At 36.7% G+C, this 17,295-nt stretch carries 16 protein-coding genes; 11 read left to right on the top strand and 5 right to left on the bottom strand.

The genetic code is table 11. The annotated features are described in order from the left end of the window. Positions 1-374: 374 nt before the first annotated feature. Both ACN1CD_RS09420 and ACN1CD_RS09425 read left to right on the top strand, forming a co-directional pair. A complete protein-coding gene (locus ACN1CD_RS09420) occupies positions 375-3,470 on the top strand; it encodes a SusC/RagA family TonB-linked outer membrane protein (RefSeq protein WP_419130140.1) in 3,096 nt (1,031 codons plus the stop codon). A gap of 17 nt (positions 3,471-3,487) precedes the next feature. Further along, positions 3,488-4,852: a RagB/SusD family nutrient uptake outer membrane protein gene (locus ACN1CD_RS09425; RefSeq protein WP_419130141.1), complete on the top strand. Its 1,365-nt coding sequence runs from the start codon at positions 3,488-3,490 to the stop codon at positions 4,850-4,852. A gap of 67 nt (positions 4,853-4,919) precedes the next feature. Here ACN1CD_RS09425 and acs read toward each other — a convergent pair whose 3' ends face one another. Continuing rightward, positions 4,920-6,818, bottom strand: coding sequence for an acetate--CoA ligase (gene acs / locus ACN1CD_RS09430; RefSeq protein WP_419130142.1), 1,899 nt, complete (start codon positions 6,816-6,818; stop codon positions 4,920-4,922). Positions 6,819-7,031: 213 nt separating this feature from the next. On the opposite strand from acs, the gene rpmB reads away from it, so the two are divergent. The 8 genes from rpmB to ACN1CD_RS09470 all read left to right on the top strand — a co-directional run bounded on the left by rpmB (position 7,032) and on the right by ACN1CD_RS09470 (position 11,638). After that, positions 7,032-7,265, top strand: a complete 234-nt coding sequence (rpmB, locus tag ACN1CD_RS09435; protein ID WP_025145121.1) for a 50S ribosomal protein L28 — start codon at positions 7,032-7,034, stop codon at positions 7,263-7,265. Positions 7,266-7,308: 43 nt separating this feature from the next. Then, complete coding sequence (rpmG, locus tag ACN1CD_RS09440; RefSeq protein WP_010599807.1) at positions 7,309-7,491, top strand: 50S ribosomal protein L33; 183 nt, start codon at positions 7,309-7,311, stop codon at positions 7,489-7,491. Between the two features lie 85 nt (positions 7,492-7,576). Further along, positions 7,577-7,732, top strand: coding sequence for a DUF4295 domain-containing protein (locus tag ACN1CD_RS09445; RefSeq protein WP_109929234.1), 156 nt, complete (start codon positions 7,577-7,579; stop codon positions 7,730-7,732). A 100-nt stretch (positions 7,733-7,832) separates the two neighbouring features. Beyond that, positions 7,833-8,069 (top strand): hypothetical protein, encoded by a 237-nt coding sequence (locus tag ACN1CD_RS09450; protein WP_419130143.1) that lies wholly within the window; start codon positions 7,833-7,835, stop codon positions 8,067-8,069. Between the two features lie 162 nt (positions 8,070-8,231). Further along, positions 8,232-9,194 (top strand): signal recognition particle-docking protein FtsY, encoded by a 963-nt coding sequence (ftsY, locus tag ACN1CD_RS09455; protein ID WP_419130144.1) that lies wholly within the window; start codon positions 8,232-8,234, stop codon positions 9,192-9,194. Positions 9,195-9,257: 63 nt separating this feature from the next. Beyond that, complete coding sequence (locus tag ACN1CD_RS09460; RefSeq protein WP_419130145.1) at positions 9,258-9,632, top strand: GxxExxY protein; 375 nt, start codon at positions 9,258-9,260, stop codon at positions 9,630-9,632. Between the two features lie 51 nt (positions 9,633-9,683). Continuing rightward, the gene (gene rimO, locus ACN1CD_RS09465; RefSeq protein WP_419130146.1) at positions 9,684-11,015 is read left to right on the top strand and encodes a 30S ribosomal protein S12 methylthiotransferase RimO; all 1,332 of its coding nucleotides are present in this window, start codon (positions 9,684-9,686) and stop codon (positions 11,013-11,015) included. 119 nt (positions 11,016-11,134) lie between these two features. Beyond that, on the top strand, positions 11,135-11,638 hold the full coding sequence (locus ACN1CD_RS09470) for a hypothetical protein (protein WP_419130147.1): 504 nt from the start codon (positions 11,135-11,137) through the stop codon (positions 11,636-11,638). A 56-nt stretch (positions 11,639-11,694) separates the two neighbouring features. Here ACN1CD_RS09470 and ACN1CD_RS09475 read toward each other — a convergent pair whose 3' ends face one another. The 4 genes from ACN1CD_RS09475 to ACN1CD_RS09490 form a co-directional block, all read right to left on the bottom strand. Further along, positions 11,695-12,036, bottom strand: coding sequence for a hypothetical protein (locus ACN1CD_RS09475; protein ID WP_419130148.1), 342 nt, complete (start codon positions 12,034-12,036; stop codon positions 11,695-11,697). A gap of 123 nt (positions 12,037-12,159) precedes the next feature. Then, on the bottom strand, positions 12,160-13,158 hold the full coding sequence (locus tag ACN1CD_RS09480; RefSeq protein WP_419130149.1) for an NAD(P)H-dependent glycerol-3-phosphate dehydrogenase: 999 nt from the start codon (positions 13,156-13,158) through the stop codon (positions 12,160-12,162). Between the two features lie 165 nt (positions 13,159-13,323). Next, positions 13,324-14,658, bottom strand: a complete 1,335-nt coding sequence (locus ACN1CD_RS09485) for an efflux RND transporter periplasmic adaptor subunit (RefSeq protein ID WP_419130150.1) — start codon at positions 14,656-14,658, stop codon at positions 13,324-13,326. Between the two features lie 196 nt (positions 14,659-14,854). Continuing rightward, on the bottom strand, positions 14,855-16,213 hold the full coding sequence (locus ACN1CD_RS09490; RefSeq protein ID WP_419130151.1) for a TolC family protein: 1,359 nt from the start codon (positions 16,211-16,213) through the stop codon (positions 14,855-14,857). A gap of 74 nt (positions 16,214-16,287) precedes the next feature. Here ACN1CD_RS09490 and ACN1CD_RS09495 point away from each other — a divergent pair, with 74 nt between their 5' ends. After that, positions 16,288-16,956, top strand: a complete 669-nt coding sequence (locus ACN1CD_RS09495; RefSeq protein ID WP_419130152.1) for a polysaccharide deacetylase family protein — start codon at positions 16,288-16,290, stop codon at positions 16,954-16,956. Positions 16,957-17,295 lie beyond the last annotated feature (339 nt).

Raw genomic sequence — 17,295 nt, forward strand, 5'->3', positions numbered from 1 at the left:
TTTTGCAATTTAATTTTATGATCAATTGATTCATCACAATAACTCCTCCTGTTTTATTTTGTTGCAACGTTCCCAGGTATTCATAACATCTTAAATGATCAAAAGTTATCAGACTTACTTATTTAAACTTTCTTTTTAGCCGATTCGACTTTCTTTTTATTTCCAGATCATTAATGTATATCATAAAAGTAAAATTGGCAAGCATTTTTCAAGATCCTACATCAATTTTATGCCTTTTTTGAAAGAAAATCCATATTTATATATTAAATAATCTTCAGAAGTTATTCTTTACATGTTTATATTCTTTTTTTATTTAAATTCATCTATCGTTCCATGGAAAGAACTGATTATTATCAACTAAAACTAAACAATTAATGAAAAAACTCCTACTTAGTATGGTTTTAACTTTCGGATTAATTTCGTTTGCTTTCGCACAAAGCAAAGTAATTAGTGGCAAAGTTACCTCAGGCACTTCCGGTCCTATTCCGGGCGTAAGTGTGTTTGTAAAAGGCTTACCATCCAATATCACGCAAAGTGATGCAACTGGTACTTACAAACTCAATGTTCCGAACGATGCGAAGACACTCGTTTTTAGTTTTATAGGTTACACCACTTTAGAAATCCCGATTACAGGAACTTCTATCAATGCCAATCTTAAAGAAGAAAACACCACGCTATCGGATGTGGTTGTTGTAGGTTATGGTACGCAGAGTAAAAGAGACGTAACTGGCTCAGTGGCTTCTGTAAAATCAAAAGACCTGGAAAACTTACCTGTTACCAGTTTTGAGCAGGCTTTGCAAGGTAAAGCAGCTGGCGTTCAAATTTCAGCACAAAATGGCAAACTTGGCCAGGGTATTACAGTTCGGGTACGTGGAGCAGCTTCTGTAACCGCTGGTAGTGAACCACTTTATATTGTGGATGGAATCCCTATTACGTCTGGAGATTTTTCAAGCACAACGGCTCCAACAAGCGCATTAGCAGATCTAAACACAAACGATATTGAATCTATTGAGGTATTAAAAGATGCATCAGCATCTGCTATTTATGGTGCAAGGGCTTCCAATGGCGTAGTTTTAATTACCACAAAACAAGGGAAAGCAGGTAAAACACTGATCCAATTTAATGCCCTGGGAGGGATAAGCACACCTTCAAACCATAGGGAGTTTTTAAATGCTGAACAATATGTTCAATTGTTAAGAAGAGCAGGTATTGGTCGTGCACAAGATGATTTTGCAAACACAACTGATTATGCAACTCTACAGGAAGCACTTGACGATTATAGCTCAGTTGTAGAGAGCAGATTTAATCGTTACTCTGCTGGCAATAATGATTATCAAACTTACAAGGTAAATACCAATTGGGAGCGAGAATCATTTCAGGACAACCCAGTAACACAACAGTACGATCTAAATCTAACAGGAGGCAATGAAAAAACCAAGTTTTACATGGGTGGACAAGCTTTAGACCAAAAAGGAATCATTGTTGGCAATAGCTACAAACGTTACAGTGGCCGGTTAAACTTAACGAATAAAGTAACCGATTTTCTGGAAGTTGGAATAAATTTAAACTTTTCAAATAGTATCAATAATCGTTTATCTAATGATAATGCTTTCTCCAGCCCATTACAATCAGTAGCTTTATCTCCTATTACGCCTTTTATCGATCCAAGATCAGGTTTAATCAGTGGAACATTGCCAGGTGCTGCATCAAATTATCCAGTATATTATAATCCATTTATTGGCATTGAAAATGCTGCTTATAAAGCAACTGTTTATCGCACAATAGGCAAAGCATTCGCAAATGTAAACATAGCAAAAGGTTTAAAATTTAGTACAGACTTTTCTATTGATAACTTAAACCAAAACGAAGAGAGTTATTATGGTTCCTTAACTTTTAGAAACACAGGAACATCAAACGGCGATGGGCAGAATATTTCCACTTTTGTAATTAATGCAAATACCAATAATTTCTTCAGTTACAATACAACAATCGGAAAAAGCAGTTTTGATGCCATTTTAGGAACGAGTTACCAAAAGTCTACTACGAAATATAGCACAATAGAAGGTCAGGATTTTCCAAGCGATGCTTATGTTAAATTAGGTTCGGCAGCTACAAAGGTTATTGCAACAAGTAATGAGAGTGCTTTTAGTTTTCTTTCTTATTTTTTCAGAGCAAACTATAAGTATAATGACCGATATCTGGTTGGATTTAGCGTAAGAGCAGATGGGTCATCCCGCTTTGGTGAAAATCATAGATATGGATACTTCCCTGCAGGATCTGTAGCCTGGATTGCTTCTGAAGAAGATTTTCTTAAACAGAGCGAGACGATTAGCTTATTAAAAATAAGAGCCAGTTACGGTTTAACAGGTAATGCAGAAATTGGAAATTACGCTGCCCGTGGATTATTTAGTGGAACAGGTGCTTATGGCGGTTCAGCAGGGCAAATTCCATCAAGAATTGCCAATCCAGATTTAACCTGGGAAAAAACTAAACAGTTGGATTTAGGCTTAGACTTTGGTATTCTAAAAAACAGGATTACTGGTACGTTCGATTTCTATCAAAAAAACACCACAGACTTACTGCTAAACGTGCCGATACCACAAACAACTGGCTTTGGCACTATAACCCAGAATTTAGGTAAATTAAAAAACACCGGATTTGAATTGGGGATTAATTCAGAAAACTTTGTGGGCGAATTTAAATGGTCTACCGCAATAACGGGAGCGATTAATAATAACAAAATCACTGATCTTGGCGGACAGGTACTAAATACCAATGAAATTAATGCAGCAATTACAGGGCAACCAATTGGTGTTTTCTATTTACCGGAATATGCAGGTGTAGACGCTGCAAATGGAGACGCACTTTACTACCGAAATACCACAGATGCAGCTGGGAACATCGACAGGAGAACTACAACAAATATTAACGAAGCGCAGAGAATATTTGCTGGCAATCCGAACCCAAAATATACATTCGGAATAAACAATACCTTTTCTTATAAAAACTTTGATTTGGGTTTGTTTTTCCAAGGTGTTTCCGGAAATAAAATTTTCAATGCCGGAGGTCAATACATGAGTGCCAATGGTTCAAACGGATATGATAACCAAACAGCAGATCAAATGAGTTATTGGGATAAACCAGGAGATATCACCATGGTTCCGGAACCTCGTTTAGGACTTGGAAACGGCGTTGGTAACTCCACAAGATATCTATCAGATGGTAATTATATTCGTTTAAAAACCTTAACACTTGGCTACACTTTTCCAACGGCAGTTTTAACAAAAATTAAGTTAAGCAAATTGAGGCTATACGCTACGGCTCAGAATCTGGCTACCATTACCGGCTACAAAGGTTGGGATCCGGAAGTAAATGCTGATTATCAATCTTCAAATATTAATCAGGGAGTAGATTTTTACTCTGCTCCGCAACCCCGCGTAATTTCCTTAGGCATAAACATTGGTCTGTAATTTTAAAGAGCAAAAACATGAAAAAGACATATATATATAATTTGCTAATGGCAGCCATGATTCTTTTTGGAGCTTCATCCTGCAAAAAAGCACTTGAAATTTCTCCTGTAGATACAATTGACCAAAGCAAAGCCCTTCTAACGTCAAAAGATGTGGAAGTTGCATTAGTCGGTACCTATTCTGCCTTAGGTAGCAGAAATCTCTATGGAGGCAGACCATTTCTTATGGCTGATTTTTTAGCTAATACCGATGCAATAAATTGGTTTGGGACTTATGAAGAGCTTACACAAACGATCAATAAATCAATATTAAAAACCAACACTTTTGTAAATAACGTTTGGGCTGATGGCTACACTGCAATTAATGATGCAAATAATGTAATTGCGGCAATAGATAAAGTAGATGCAGCAAAAAAGAATAGAATTGAAGGTGAGGCAAAATTTATCAGGGGTGCGGTTTACTTTGACCTGGTTAGATTATTTGGTAAAGCTTATAATGATGGATCTCCAACAACAAATCTTGGTGTTCCACTTGTTCTCACCCCAACAACTGCCGTAACTGAAGGCAGCTATGTAAGCAGGGCTACTGTTGCGGCAGTTTATACACAGGCTATTGCTGATCTTACTGAAGCAGAAAGTAAATTACCTGCAACAAATGGTTTTTTTGCCACTAAATCTGCGGCGGCAGGTATGTTAGCCAGAATATACTTGCAGATGGGCAATTATGCAGCAGCTGGTGCCGCTGCCAATAGAGTAATTACTTTAGGCAATTATACTTTAACACCAACGTTTATTGGTGCTTTTCCAGTTATGGGTTCAGCCGTTGGATCAAATACTACGGAAGACGTATTCTCTATTCAAGTGAGAACGCTGACAGGATTTAACGGTTACAACGAATTCTATGGTTCATCAACATATGGTGGTCGCGGAGATGCTGTTATTTCTCAGAGTTGGATAGATAAAACTTATAGTGCAGCGGATGATCGTATTAATGCGTTTTACGATGATGGAGATATGTTCACTTCAAAGTTCGCCAATCAGTATGGAAATGTTTCGATTATTAGATTAGCGGAAATGTACTTAATCAGAGCAGAATGCAATGCTCGTTTAACACCTGCCGCACCAATTGGTGGCCAAACGGCTTTACAAGATTTAGCAGTAGTAAGAAGCAGAGCTGGATTGACAACTACCACAGCAACTTTAGCTGATATTCTCACAGAAAGAAAACTGGAACTTGCTTTCGAAGGTTTTGCACTGCATGATGCCAAAAGAACCCAAACTAATATCGGATCAATTCCATGGAATGCAAATAATCTGGTTTTTCCAATTCCTCAAATAGAGATTGATGCGAATAAAAATATAGCTCAAAACCCAGGTTACTAATTACAAGCTTTTTAAACAAAAAATGCTCCCGAATTCGGGAGCATTTTTTGTTTGATCGATATTATAACTATTTCAAAGCCTTCGCCGCTTCGATAATCTCTTCAACCACATTCGGATCAAGTAAAGTAGAAGTGTCGCCTAAATTAGCGATATCGCCTTCAGCAATTTTCCTTAAAATTCTACGCATAATCTTTCCTGAACGCGTTTTCGGTAATCCCGAAACAAATAATATTTTATCTGGTTTAGCAATGGCACCAATCATTCTGGTAACCGTTTGTAAGATATCCTTTTTGGTTAGCTCTGCCTCACCATGCATTTCCGGATTAATTACAAAGGCATAAATGCCCTGTCCTTTCACATCATGAGGATAACCAACTACAGCACTTTCTACTACACCTGCGTGCATGTTAATGGCATTTTCCACTTCGGCAGTACCAATTCTATGCCCTGAAACATTTAAAACATCATCTACCCTGCCGGTGATTCTATAATAACCATCCTGATCGCGCATACATCCGTCTCCGGTAAAATACAGATCCGGGTAAGTGGAGAAATAAGTTTGCTTGCATCGCTCATGGTCGCCATAAGTTGTTCTTAACATCCCCGGCCAGGGGAATTTAATACAAAGGTTCCCCATCACATCATTACCCAGAATTTCTTTTCCGTTTTCATCCACCAGAATAGGCTGAATTCCCGGTAAAGGCAAAGTGGCAAAACTAGGTTTAGTCGGCGTAACGGTTGCGATTGGCGAAATCATAATCCCTCCGGTTTCAGTTTGCCACCAGGTATCAACAATCGGCGCTTCACCGTGTCCTATTTTCTCATCGAACCAATGCCATGCTTCTTCGTTGATAGGCTCTCCTACCGACCCTAAAACCCGAATACTGCTCAAATCTTTTCCTTCCAATGGCTCATCACCAAAACTCATCAAAGAGCGGATGGCTGTAGGCGCGGTATATAAGGTATTTACTTTGTGCTTTTCTACAATATCCCAAAAGCGCGACGGTGTTGGATAAGTTGGAATGCCTTCGAACAACACAGAGGTGGCGCCTTGAGAAAGTGGACCATAAACAATATAAGAGTGGCCGGTAATCCAGCCAATATCTGCAGTACAAAAATAAACTTCGCCCGGTTGATAATTAAATACATTGGCAAAGGTGTAGCCAGCATAAACCATATAACCACCACAAGTATGCACCACGCCTTTTGGTTTTCCGGTTGAACCTGAAGTATAAAGAATGAAAAGCATGTCTTCGGCATCCATTTCTTCAGCTTCACAAATATCATTTACGTGTTTAACCTCATCTTCCCACCAAACATCACGTCCTTTTAACATCGAAACCGGGGTACGTACATGCGTTAAAACGATACATTTTTCAACCGTAGGGCAACCAATTAAGGCGTCATCAATTACATCCTTTAAAGGAATTTGCTTACTTCCGCGGTAGGCGCCATCTGCAGTGATCACCAATTTACATTGTGAATCGTTGATTCGATCTGCAATAGATTTCGCAGAGAATCCACCAAAAATTACGGAGTGCACTGCACCTATTCTTGCACAAGCTAAAACCGCAATGGCAAGCTCCGGAACCATGGGCATATAGATACAAATGCGGTCGCCTTTTTTTGCACCGTTGCGTTTTAATACATTGGCGAAACGGCAAACACGTTCGTGCAACATCTTATAAGTTAACGTTACACTTTCTTCTTCAGGGCTATTTGGCTCCCAGATAATGGCTGGTTTATCGCCGTTTTTTTCTAAATGACGATCCAGGCAATTTTCAGTAATGTTAAGTTTTGCGCCTTCAAACCATTTGATATTGGGTTCTTTAAAATCCCACGATAATACTTTAAACCAGGGTTTTCGCCATTGAAAATTCTGCGCAACTTCCCCCCAGAATTGCTCGGGATTCTCTACGCTTTTCTTAAAATCTTCTTCGTATTGCTTAAAAGATGTAATTTGCATCGCTCGATTATATGTTTTGGATTAGTATCGGCTAATTTAATTAAATAATGATAAGGAGAAATATTCAAACCACATTAAAATCAATCCTCCACATTATTTAAAAAATATATGAAAATATTTAGCGCCACTCTTGCGCTTTTCATTTATTATTCAGATATTTGCACACTCTTAAAAAAATTAAGCGGACGATATTAACAACTATATTTACAAGTCATGTCAAGAGTTTGTGATTTAACAGGAAAAAAAGCAATGGTAGGTAACAACGTTTCTCACTCAAACGTTAAAACCAAACGCAAATTTTACCCGAACCTTCAACTTCAGAAATTTTATATTCCTGAAGAAAACCGTTGGATTACGTTGAAAGTTTCTACTTCAGCGATTAAAACCATTAATAAAGTGGGTATCAGCGAAGCCATCAACCGTTTCGTTAAAAAAGGATTTTTGTAAAAAACATTAACTGTTGAGATTAACAGTTTAAATTTATATTATAATGGCAAAAAAAGGTAACAGAGTTCAGGTTATTTTAGAATGTACTGAACATAAAGAAAGTGGCATGCCAGGTATGTCTAGATATATTTCTACCAAGAACCGTAAAAACACAACTGAGCGTTTAGAATTGAAAAAATTCAATCCAGTGTTGAGAAAAGTAACCGTACACAAAGAGATAAAATAATTGAATGACAGATTGATTGAATGATTGAGTTAAAAAATTCTCTCATTCCAACATTCTCTAATTCGATCATTAAAAACATAAGAACATGGCAAAGAAAGTAGTTGCAACCCTTAAAACAGGTACAGGTAAAGAATATTCGAAAGTAATTACAATGGTTAAATCACCTAAAAGTGGTGCTTATTCATTCAAAGAACTTATCGTTCATAACGACCACGTAAAAGATGCTATCGCATCTAAATAAGGTTAATATTTTTTAATATAAAATATTAAAGGCCGTTCCGTTTTAACCGGAAGGGCTTTTTTTGTTGGCGAAATTTACGATAGAAAATAATTGATTATCTTTGAAAAAACAAGCCATGGAAGCGTATATATTTAAAACCAAAGTTTCTGAGAATGGAACAATTGTTGTTCCCGATGGCTTTGATGTAAAAAACAAAGAAGTTGAGGTAATTATTTTAAATGATGCAGTCCTGTTATTAACTGGAAGTGAATTTGTTGAAGGACGTACTGAAGTTAAAAAAAATATTGATGTTGATCAAGCTAGATGGGAATATCTTAAAGCTAAACATGCCTTGTAAAGATATTCTTAGATACAAATCGTTTGGCGACATTGATTTAAAATGTATCAACACATTCAAATCAAACTGATCTTATCGTAACCAGAAATACAAAAGATTTCACAGGAGGTAAATACCTGCACAAACACCTACCGATTTCTTAAAAAACATAATTAATAAATAATGGGCTTATTCGATTTTTTCAAAAAGAAAGAAACTGCACCTGAAGCTCAGGAAGCATTGGATAAAGGTTTAGAGAAAACCAAAGATGGTTTCTTCAACAAAATTACCAAGGCCGTTGCAGGGAAATCTTCTGTTGATGATGAAGTGCTTGATAACCTGGAAGAAGTTTTAGTAACTTCTGACGTTGGCGTAAGCACCACATTAAAAATTATTAAAAGGATTGAAGACCGCGTATCAAAAGATAAGTACCTCAATACGTCTGAACTAAATTTCATTCTTCGCGATGAGATACAGCTGCTTTTATCAGAAAACAACAGTAATGATTTTCGCCAGTTTGAATATGGCGACCATAAACCTTATGTGATTATGGTGGTTGGTGTAAATGGCGTGGGTAAAACCACCACTATTGGCAAGCTGGCCCATAAATTAAAAGAATCAGGACTTAAGGTAGTATTAGGTGCTGCCGATACTTTCAGGGCTGCTGCCGTAGATCAGATTAAATTATGGGGTGAACGTGTCGGCGTAAGAGTGGTAGCACAAGCCATGGGTTCTGATCCGGCATCTGTAGCTTTCGATACACTACAATCTGCTGTAGCCACAGGTGAAGATGTAGTAATTATTGATACTGCCGGTCGTTTGCACAACAAAGTTGGCTTGATGAATGAGCTTGGCAAAATTAAGCAGGTGATGCAGAAAGTTATACCGAATGCACCACATGAAATATTATTGGTTTTGGATGCTTCCACCGGACAAAATGCTTTTGAACAATGTAAACAATTTACAGAAGCCACTGATGTAAATGCTTTAGCCATCACCAAGCTTGATGGAACTGCCAAAGGTGGAGTAGTAATCGGGATTTCAGATCAGTTTAAAATTCCTGTTAAATATATTGGTGTGGGTGAGAAAATAGGTGATTTACAGCTTTTCGATAAGAAGGAGTTTGTGAATAGTTTGTTTAAGTAAGATACACTTCGTGGTTGATTCCACGGATGGAAAGATTACACAGATTTTTGTGTAAATTCAATAATGGAAGAATACCTTCATCAACAACTTACTAAAACCATTATTGGCTGCTCATACAAAGTCCATACGCAATTAGGCCCAGGCTTTTTGGAAAAAATATACGTTAATGCACTCAAAATAAAACTTCATCAGGCTGGGCTTAGCTTTGAAGTTGAAAAAGAATTTGTTGTCATATTTGAAGGTCACTTAATTGGTAAATTCAGATGCGATTTAGTGGTTGAGGACAAAGTTATAGTGGAGCTAAAGTCAGTTACTGGTTTCCAACCTAAGATATTTCAAAATCAACTCATTTCTTATTTAAAAGCAAGCAAAATAAAAACTGGATTATTGATCAACTTCGGAAACACCAGCTGTGAAGTTCAAAGAGTATCAGTGTAATCTTTAATAATCATTTTAATCTGTGCTGAAAGGTTAGTACAATCACGGAATATGAATACAAAAATAGCAAGAAGTAAAGCAGCAATTAAACAACCTAAAATCAACGTAATTACTTTGGGTTGCTCAAAAAATATCTACGATTCGGAGGTGTTAATGGGTCAGTTGCGTGGAAACAATTTAAATGTGGTTCACGAATCTGATAAGATGGGGAAAGACGATATCGTAGTAATCAATACCTGCGGTTTTATCGATAATGCTAAACAAGAATCAATTGATACCATTCTGCAATTCAGTGAATTAAAAGAAGCTGGTAAAATTGGAAAAGTTGTTGTAACAGGATGTTTATCTGAACGCTACAAACCAGAATTAGAAGCAGAAATTACCAACGTTGATGCTTTTTTCGGCACAAACGACTTACAAAATATCCTGCACGAATTGGGTGCAAATTACAAACATGAACTCATTGGCGAGCGTTTGCTTACTACACCATCACATTTTGCCTATTTCAAAATAGCAGAAGGCTGTAACCGTCCATGCTCCTTTTGTGCCATCCCGTTGATGCGTGGAAAGCACATGAGTAAGCCAATGGAAGAATTGGTTAATGAAGCAAAAATCCTGGCTAAAAACGGCACAAAAGAGTTGATTTTAATTGCGCAGGATCTAACTTATTATGGCTTGGATCTTTACGGCGTTCGTAAACTCGATGAATTAATGCGTCGCCTTTCGGATGTACCAGGCATTGAATGGATTCGTTTACAGTATGCATACCCAAGTGGTTTCCCGATGGAAATTTTAGACGCGATGAATGAGCGTGATAACATCTGTAAATACCTGGATATGCCTTTGCAGCACATTACCGATAATATGTTGAAATCGATGCGCCGCGGTACTACCAAACAAAAAACAATCGACCTGGTTAATCAAATCAGAGATAAGGTTCCTAATATTGCCATGCGTACCACTTTAATTTGTGGTTATCCAGGCGAGACACAGCAGGATTTTGAAGAAATGGCAGCCTGGGTTTCCGACACTAAATTCGATCGCTTAGGCTGTTTTACTTACTCTCACGAAGAGAAAACACATGCACATACACTAATTGACGATGTGCCGGAGGAAGTGAAACAACAACGTGTTGATGACATTATGGAAATTCAACAAGGTATCTCTTTCGATATTAACCAGGAAAAAGTAGGTCAAACATTTAAAGTATTAGTAGATAAAAAAGAAGGCGACTTCTTTGTAGGCAGAACAGAGTTCGACTCACCTGAAGTTGATAACGAAGTTTTAATAGATGCTTCAACAGGTTATGCCGCCAATGGAAGTTTTGTCCAGGTTAAAATAGACAGAGCAGAGGATTTCGATTTGTACGGTACAATCGTTTAGATAATCACCTTTACATTAATCCCGATAGCAATCTCCTATCGGGATTTTTTTTTTGCAGTATTATTTCTCAACGCTGTAGCGATATCAATAGCACAGTCGTTTAAAGAAAAAAACCAATTATGAAAAAAGTCTTTATCGTTCTCGCATTCATGTTTATTATAGGCATTGGTTGCAAAAAAACAATTGATCAGGGCGGCGGACTTTGTGCATGTTCCCCAACTATAGAATCTTATTTAAGTTTATCCATTAAAGGAAGTAATGGATCAGATTTATTAAACGTAGCAAATGCTGGCGCATTTAGTAAAGATCAGATCCAACTTTATTACAAAGACAATCAAGGCGTTTCGCAGCCAATAGAATTTAACATCAGGCAATCTTTCTCCTATGGAACCAACACATATGCATTTAACCAATTATTCTCCTCCCGCATTACCTCGCTTGCTAAAAGCATTAATAACACATTTTTTCTGAAACTGGGCAACCGCCAGCCTATGGAACTCAACCTGAAAATAAATGGAAACAAAACAGAGCGATTGCTGATAGATCAGGTTGACATACATCTGGAAAGTACGGCACCAAACGACGATTTCTACATCAAAAGTATATTTTCGTTAAAATTATAAGCCAAAAAAAGCAGCTCATTTTGTTGAGCTGCTTTTATTACCAAATGCACCAGATACTATTTTTTAGATTGTGGTCTGGTTTTGATCTGGCTAGGTTTTAACCAAATCTTTGCACCTTTAGCATTCACGTAATATTTTTCATTTTTAGCATTGATGTAAACATCAGAACCATCTGGTGCCATTTTACCTTTCCAGGTTTTATCTGCAACTTTCGATCCGCCTTTAACTGCAATTTCAGCAGTTTTATTACCTACAGATTTTGCCCCTTTTCCAATTGCTTTACCTGTATGATCTAATGCTTTTCCTACTTCTGTTTTTTTCTCTTGCGCACCTGCGTTAAAGGTTAATCCACCAACTAATGCGAGCGCTAATAATCCGATTGAAAATTTCTTTTTCATGGCCTATATATTTATTTCAGATGATAACAGTGAATCTTTAATTTTGTTTTAATACCGAAGCTGTTAATTACGATTTAGTTTTGACAAAAAAATAAAGCAAAAAAGTTATTAAAACCAAAAATACTAATTCAACTTTTCAGCAAGCAATTTCATCTCAATCCGCGGCGAACGGTTATTATATAAGATGTTATGTACGGCCTTGCTAATGGGCATATCCACTTCATAAGCCTGATTTTTGATATGCATACATTTTACAGCATAATAACCTTCAGCAATCATGTTCATTTCCAGCTGTGCTGATTTAACCGTATAGCCTTTCCCAACCATGTTTCCAAAAGTACGATTACGGCTAAATTGAGAATAAGCCGTAACTAAAAGATCACCAAGATAGGCTGACTCTTTAATATCACGGTTAATGGGGTGCACTGCATCAACAAAACGCTTAATCTCACGAATAGCATTGCTAATCAAAACTGCCTGGAAATTATCACCATAACCAATACCATGACAAATGCCACTCGCAATCGCGTAAATATTTTTTAACACCGCAGCATACTCCGTTCCGAAGATATCATCAGAAACATTGGTTTTAATATATCTGTTATTTAAGAAAGCAGCAAATTTAGAGGCAATCTGAATATCCGTACAGGCAATAGTGAGGTAAGAAAGTTTCTCGAAAGCAACTTCCTCTGCATGACATGGACCGCTTACTACTAAAATATCATCATAGGGCACACTGTAAATCTCATGTAAAAACTCACCAATGATTAAATTATCTTCGGGTACAATTCCTTTAATGGCAGAAATAATCTTCTTTCCTTTTAAATCTTCAGCGGTTATTCCAACTAAACTTTCTTTTAGAAAAGCAGCAGGAACATTTAAGATTATGAAATCGGCCGATTTAATGATGCAGGCAATATCAGATGAGATATTATCTTCTGGTAATTTAATTTCTACCGAACTTAAATAATGAGGATTGTGTTTGAATCTATTGATATGTTCTATCGCAACTTCATTCCGCATCCACCAATATATTTCCTTCTCTGAAGTATTATCAGATAGCATTTTTACAATAGCTGTAGCCCAGCTACCGCCCCCTATCATCGCTATTTTAGGTACCATGTTATAAAAAAGGTTTAAGGTAAAAGGTATTTATTAAATATATAAGGTAAAGGGTGTAAGGCTAAAGGTTTAGACTTTGCGTCTTTAAACCATAAACCTTACACCCCAACCGCTATATTACACCTTTAACAACGCAAGTTACTATTTCTTGCGATTAATTATAAACTACTTTTTACCGTCTTTGCTAAACAATTGGTCTTTAGCTGTTTTCTCTACAATCATTCCATCCTTCAGCTTATTCTGGATAGCAGAATACGGGCCAGTAACAATCTCCTGACCAGATTTGAGTCCTGATTTAACAATAATGAACTGATCATTCTGAATCCCTGTAGTTACTTCAACCTTCTTAACTTTTTTAGTTTTAGCATCATAACCATATACAAACTGCTTAACTTTCTTATCAGTTAATTTTGATTTTTGCTTGTCAGAATTCTCCTGGTTGCCCTGATTCTGATCTGCACTTTTGCCACTATCCGTAAATACTGCCTGAATCGGAATAGCCAAACCATTAAGGGAAGCACTTTCAATATCTACCGTTGCAGACATACCCGGGCGGAAGATCGACTGTTGCTTACCTTCCATCACTTCTGTGATTCTAATTTTTACTGAGAAATTGGTTACCTGATCTACTGATGTAGAGGTTACAGTTCCAACAGCTGTTGATGAACTGGCAATCTCGGTCACCACTCCTCTAAATTTTTTATCTGAGAACGCATCTACTTCTATTGAAGCTTTATCACCTACTTTAACACGGGTAATGTCGTTCTCGTTCACATCAACATTAACTTCCATAGAAGATAGGTTTGAGATTCGCATAATCTCGGTTCCTGCCATTTGTGAAGTACCCAAAATACGATCTCCTAATTCAATGGAAAGTTTCGAAACTACCCCATCAGCTGGTGCATAAATGGTTGTTCTGGCTAAGTTAGCTCCAGCTTCCTTAACATTTGCGCCAGTTTGCTCAAGCGTAAATTTAGCACCGGTTACACTTTCTTTTGCACTGGCCAAGGTGGCTTTGGCTGATAAATAAGCTGCTTTGGCTGCATCAAATTCAGATGCAGAAATTACTTTTTTCTTAAACAGTTCTACATTACGTTTATAGGTTGCTTCTTCATTGGCAAAATTAGCCTGGTTCTGGATCAACTGCTGTTGCGCAGATGCAACACTTGCTTTTTGTGCATTAAAACTAGCTACAGTCCGCTCATATCCAGATTGTAAAATATCTGGACGAACCTTACAAAGCAATTGACCTGCCTTTACAATATCTCCCTCTTTAACCGTCAATTGGACTACCTCTCCTGAAACTTCAGAGCTCAATTTCACCTCCGTTTCTGGCTGAATTTTACCACTCGCCGTTACGGTTTCAACAACCGTTTTTGCCGATGCTTTTTCAGTAGTTACTTTTTCCATTTTCTCACCCCCGATCACTCCGGTAAGCTTCAGTACGATTAAAATGGCAATGATAACACCAATGGTAATTAATATGTGCTTCAGTTTCATAATAGTTAATATGTTTCGTTTGTTTATTAAAGTTGTAATGTTGTAAGGCTACAATGTTGTAATATGATTAATCTCTTTTTTCCCTTCGAGATGATTACATTGATGTTATTCTCAAATTTGCCTTTGCTCCTTAATCCTTGTTCTTTATTCCTTGTTCCTTAATCTTTGCTCCTTGATCTTTGATCCTTAATCTTATCTAAAACGTAATCTGTTTCCCTAAATAATAATCAATCACTTTTGCCCTGAATAAAAGATCATATTTTGCCTGAATAAAATCAATTTCCGCTTTGTTTCTATTGGTTTGGGCCGTACTGAAATCTAAGGAATTTACCAAGCCAACATTATAGCGTTGCTCCACTACATAAAATGCATCTTTTTGAGCATCGAAAGCATTTTGTGTAGAACTGTAACGACTTTCAGCTGCTTTTAAATCTGTTGTTGCCTGGAAGATAACTTTATTTAAATTATTCTTCGCAAGCTGCTCGGAAGTTAAGGTATTTTGATAAGTTATTTTCGCTCTGCGAACACTTGACCGGGCAGTAAAGCCATTAAATATTGGAATCTGTAAACTCATGCCAATACTTTGCCCTAAACGCTGGTTAATCTGATCTGCAAATGATGCCTGAGGAAATGCTCCTAAATAATCAAACTGATATGAATAAGAAGTATTAAGTCCGGCTCCTAAACTTAACGAAGGAGCGTAAGCACCTTTTGCAACTGCAATTGCTTGTTTAGCAGCTAGTGAACGTAAATTTGCCAGTTTTATATCTGGAAAAATATTTAAGGCATTATTATAAATTTCATCAGCATTAGCTGTCGAAGAAGCAGCTTTAACATTATCAATCAGGGGTGCCTGTACAACAAATCTCTGATTGGGTTGCATTTCCATAAGTTGACCCAGAGTTAAATAGGAAATTGACAACTCATTCTGAGCATTTGTTAAATTAAGCTCTGCAGTTGCCACCTGAGATTTAGCCTGAGAAACATCGGCAAGGGTTTTATTCCCTGCGTCAAGTAAAGCATTCTCCCGGATTAAAGTTTTATTGGCGATTTCTAATTGTTCTTTTGATGCTCTTTCTAAATCAGTATTATATAAAACCTGAAGATATGCAGTAACCACATTCAAAATTAAATCGTTTTTAACTTTATCAACGTTCGTTTGGTCTGCTTGTAATAATAATTTATTTTGTCTAATCTGATTAATTTTGGAAAAGCCTTGAAACAAATCAACATTAGTATTTAGATTACCACTTGTATATAATGATGTTTGATTGGTAACCTGAAAAGTAGTTTGATCCAAACCACGACCAAAAGTTAAATTTGGACTTACACTTGCGCTTAAGTTTGGATACAGCGCATATTTAGATTGTGTTAAATTCTCTTCAGTTATAGCGGCGCTAAATCGGGCTTGTTTAATCGTGAGGTTATTATTTAAGGTATTATCAACAGCCTGCTGTATGGTAATTACTTGTTGGGCATTAACAACTTGACTTAAGCCTAAAGCAACTAATATTGCAGATCCGGTAATTAACTTATTTTTGGTAAACATCTTCATAATTTGTTTTCAAATCTATATAAACGACTTTAATAATTTCAATCTGTACAGGCATTTACTAACTTTGAAGTTAAATGTACCTGATCAAATCACCGCTTCTGCTAAAATGGTATTATCCATCATTGCTTTGGAATAAATCCCGCACCGATAAAGTTATTTATTTGACCTTTGACGATGGACCTATACCCAATGTTACAGATTTTGTTTTAAAAACTTTGAAGGTCTTTAACGCAAAAGCTACTTTTTTTTGCATCGGTGATAATATTACTAAGCATCCAGACGTTTACGCTCATGTCATAAACGACGGACACGCCATCGGAAACCATACCTTCAATCATTTAAAAGGATGGAAAACCGACGATGAAACCTATATACAAAATACTTTAAAGTGTCAGGCACTTACTAAATCTAATCTTTTCAGGCCACCTTATGGGAGGATAAAGAAAAGTCAAATCAAGAGTTTGGAGTCATTAGATTGGAGTTCGGAGTTTAAAGCGCCAAACAACTCTCAACTCCCAACTCTCAACTCAAGACTAAACATCATCATGTGGGATGTACTCAGTGGCGATTTTGACATCAATCTCTCCCCGGAAAAATGTTATCAAAACGTAATCAGACATACCGAAAATGGCTCTATTATCGTTTTTCATGATAGCTTAAAAGCATTTGATCGATTAGCATATGCACTGCCCCGGGTATTAAAATTTTTTACTGATAAAGGTTTCATTTTTTCAACGCTTTAGCCAGTAGCCATTGTTGTGCCAGTTAAATTTTATTGCGCTGCTAGTCAATAAATCTATATTTTAAGATATTCGGCGATGGAATGCGTTCGTAAGTGAACAATATTGTTCATTATTGAACAGTTGTAAGAAAGCTTCTAGGGTTTTACTATAATGTTGATGATGATACCTGTTTGGATTAATACTCATTAATAAATTTTAGCAATGCATTTGTTGGTTATTAAAAAACCCATTTCTAAATTTTTTGAATCAAAATATGCATCTTAAAAATTAAAACCATTCAGATGTTTGTAAGGGTAAAACGAATGAAAATTCTGATCTTTCAAATTAATTTAGAATAAT

The organism is Pedobacter sp. N23S346 (assembly GCF_048515415.1).
Taxonomy (GTDB): Bacteria; Bacteroidota; Bacteroidia; order Sphingobacteriales; family Sphingobacteriaceae; genus Pedobacter.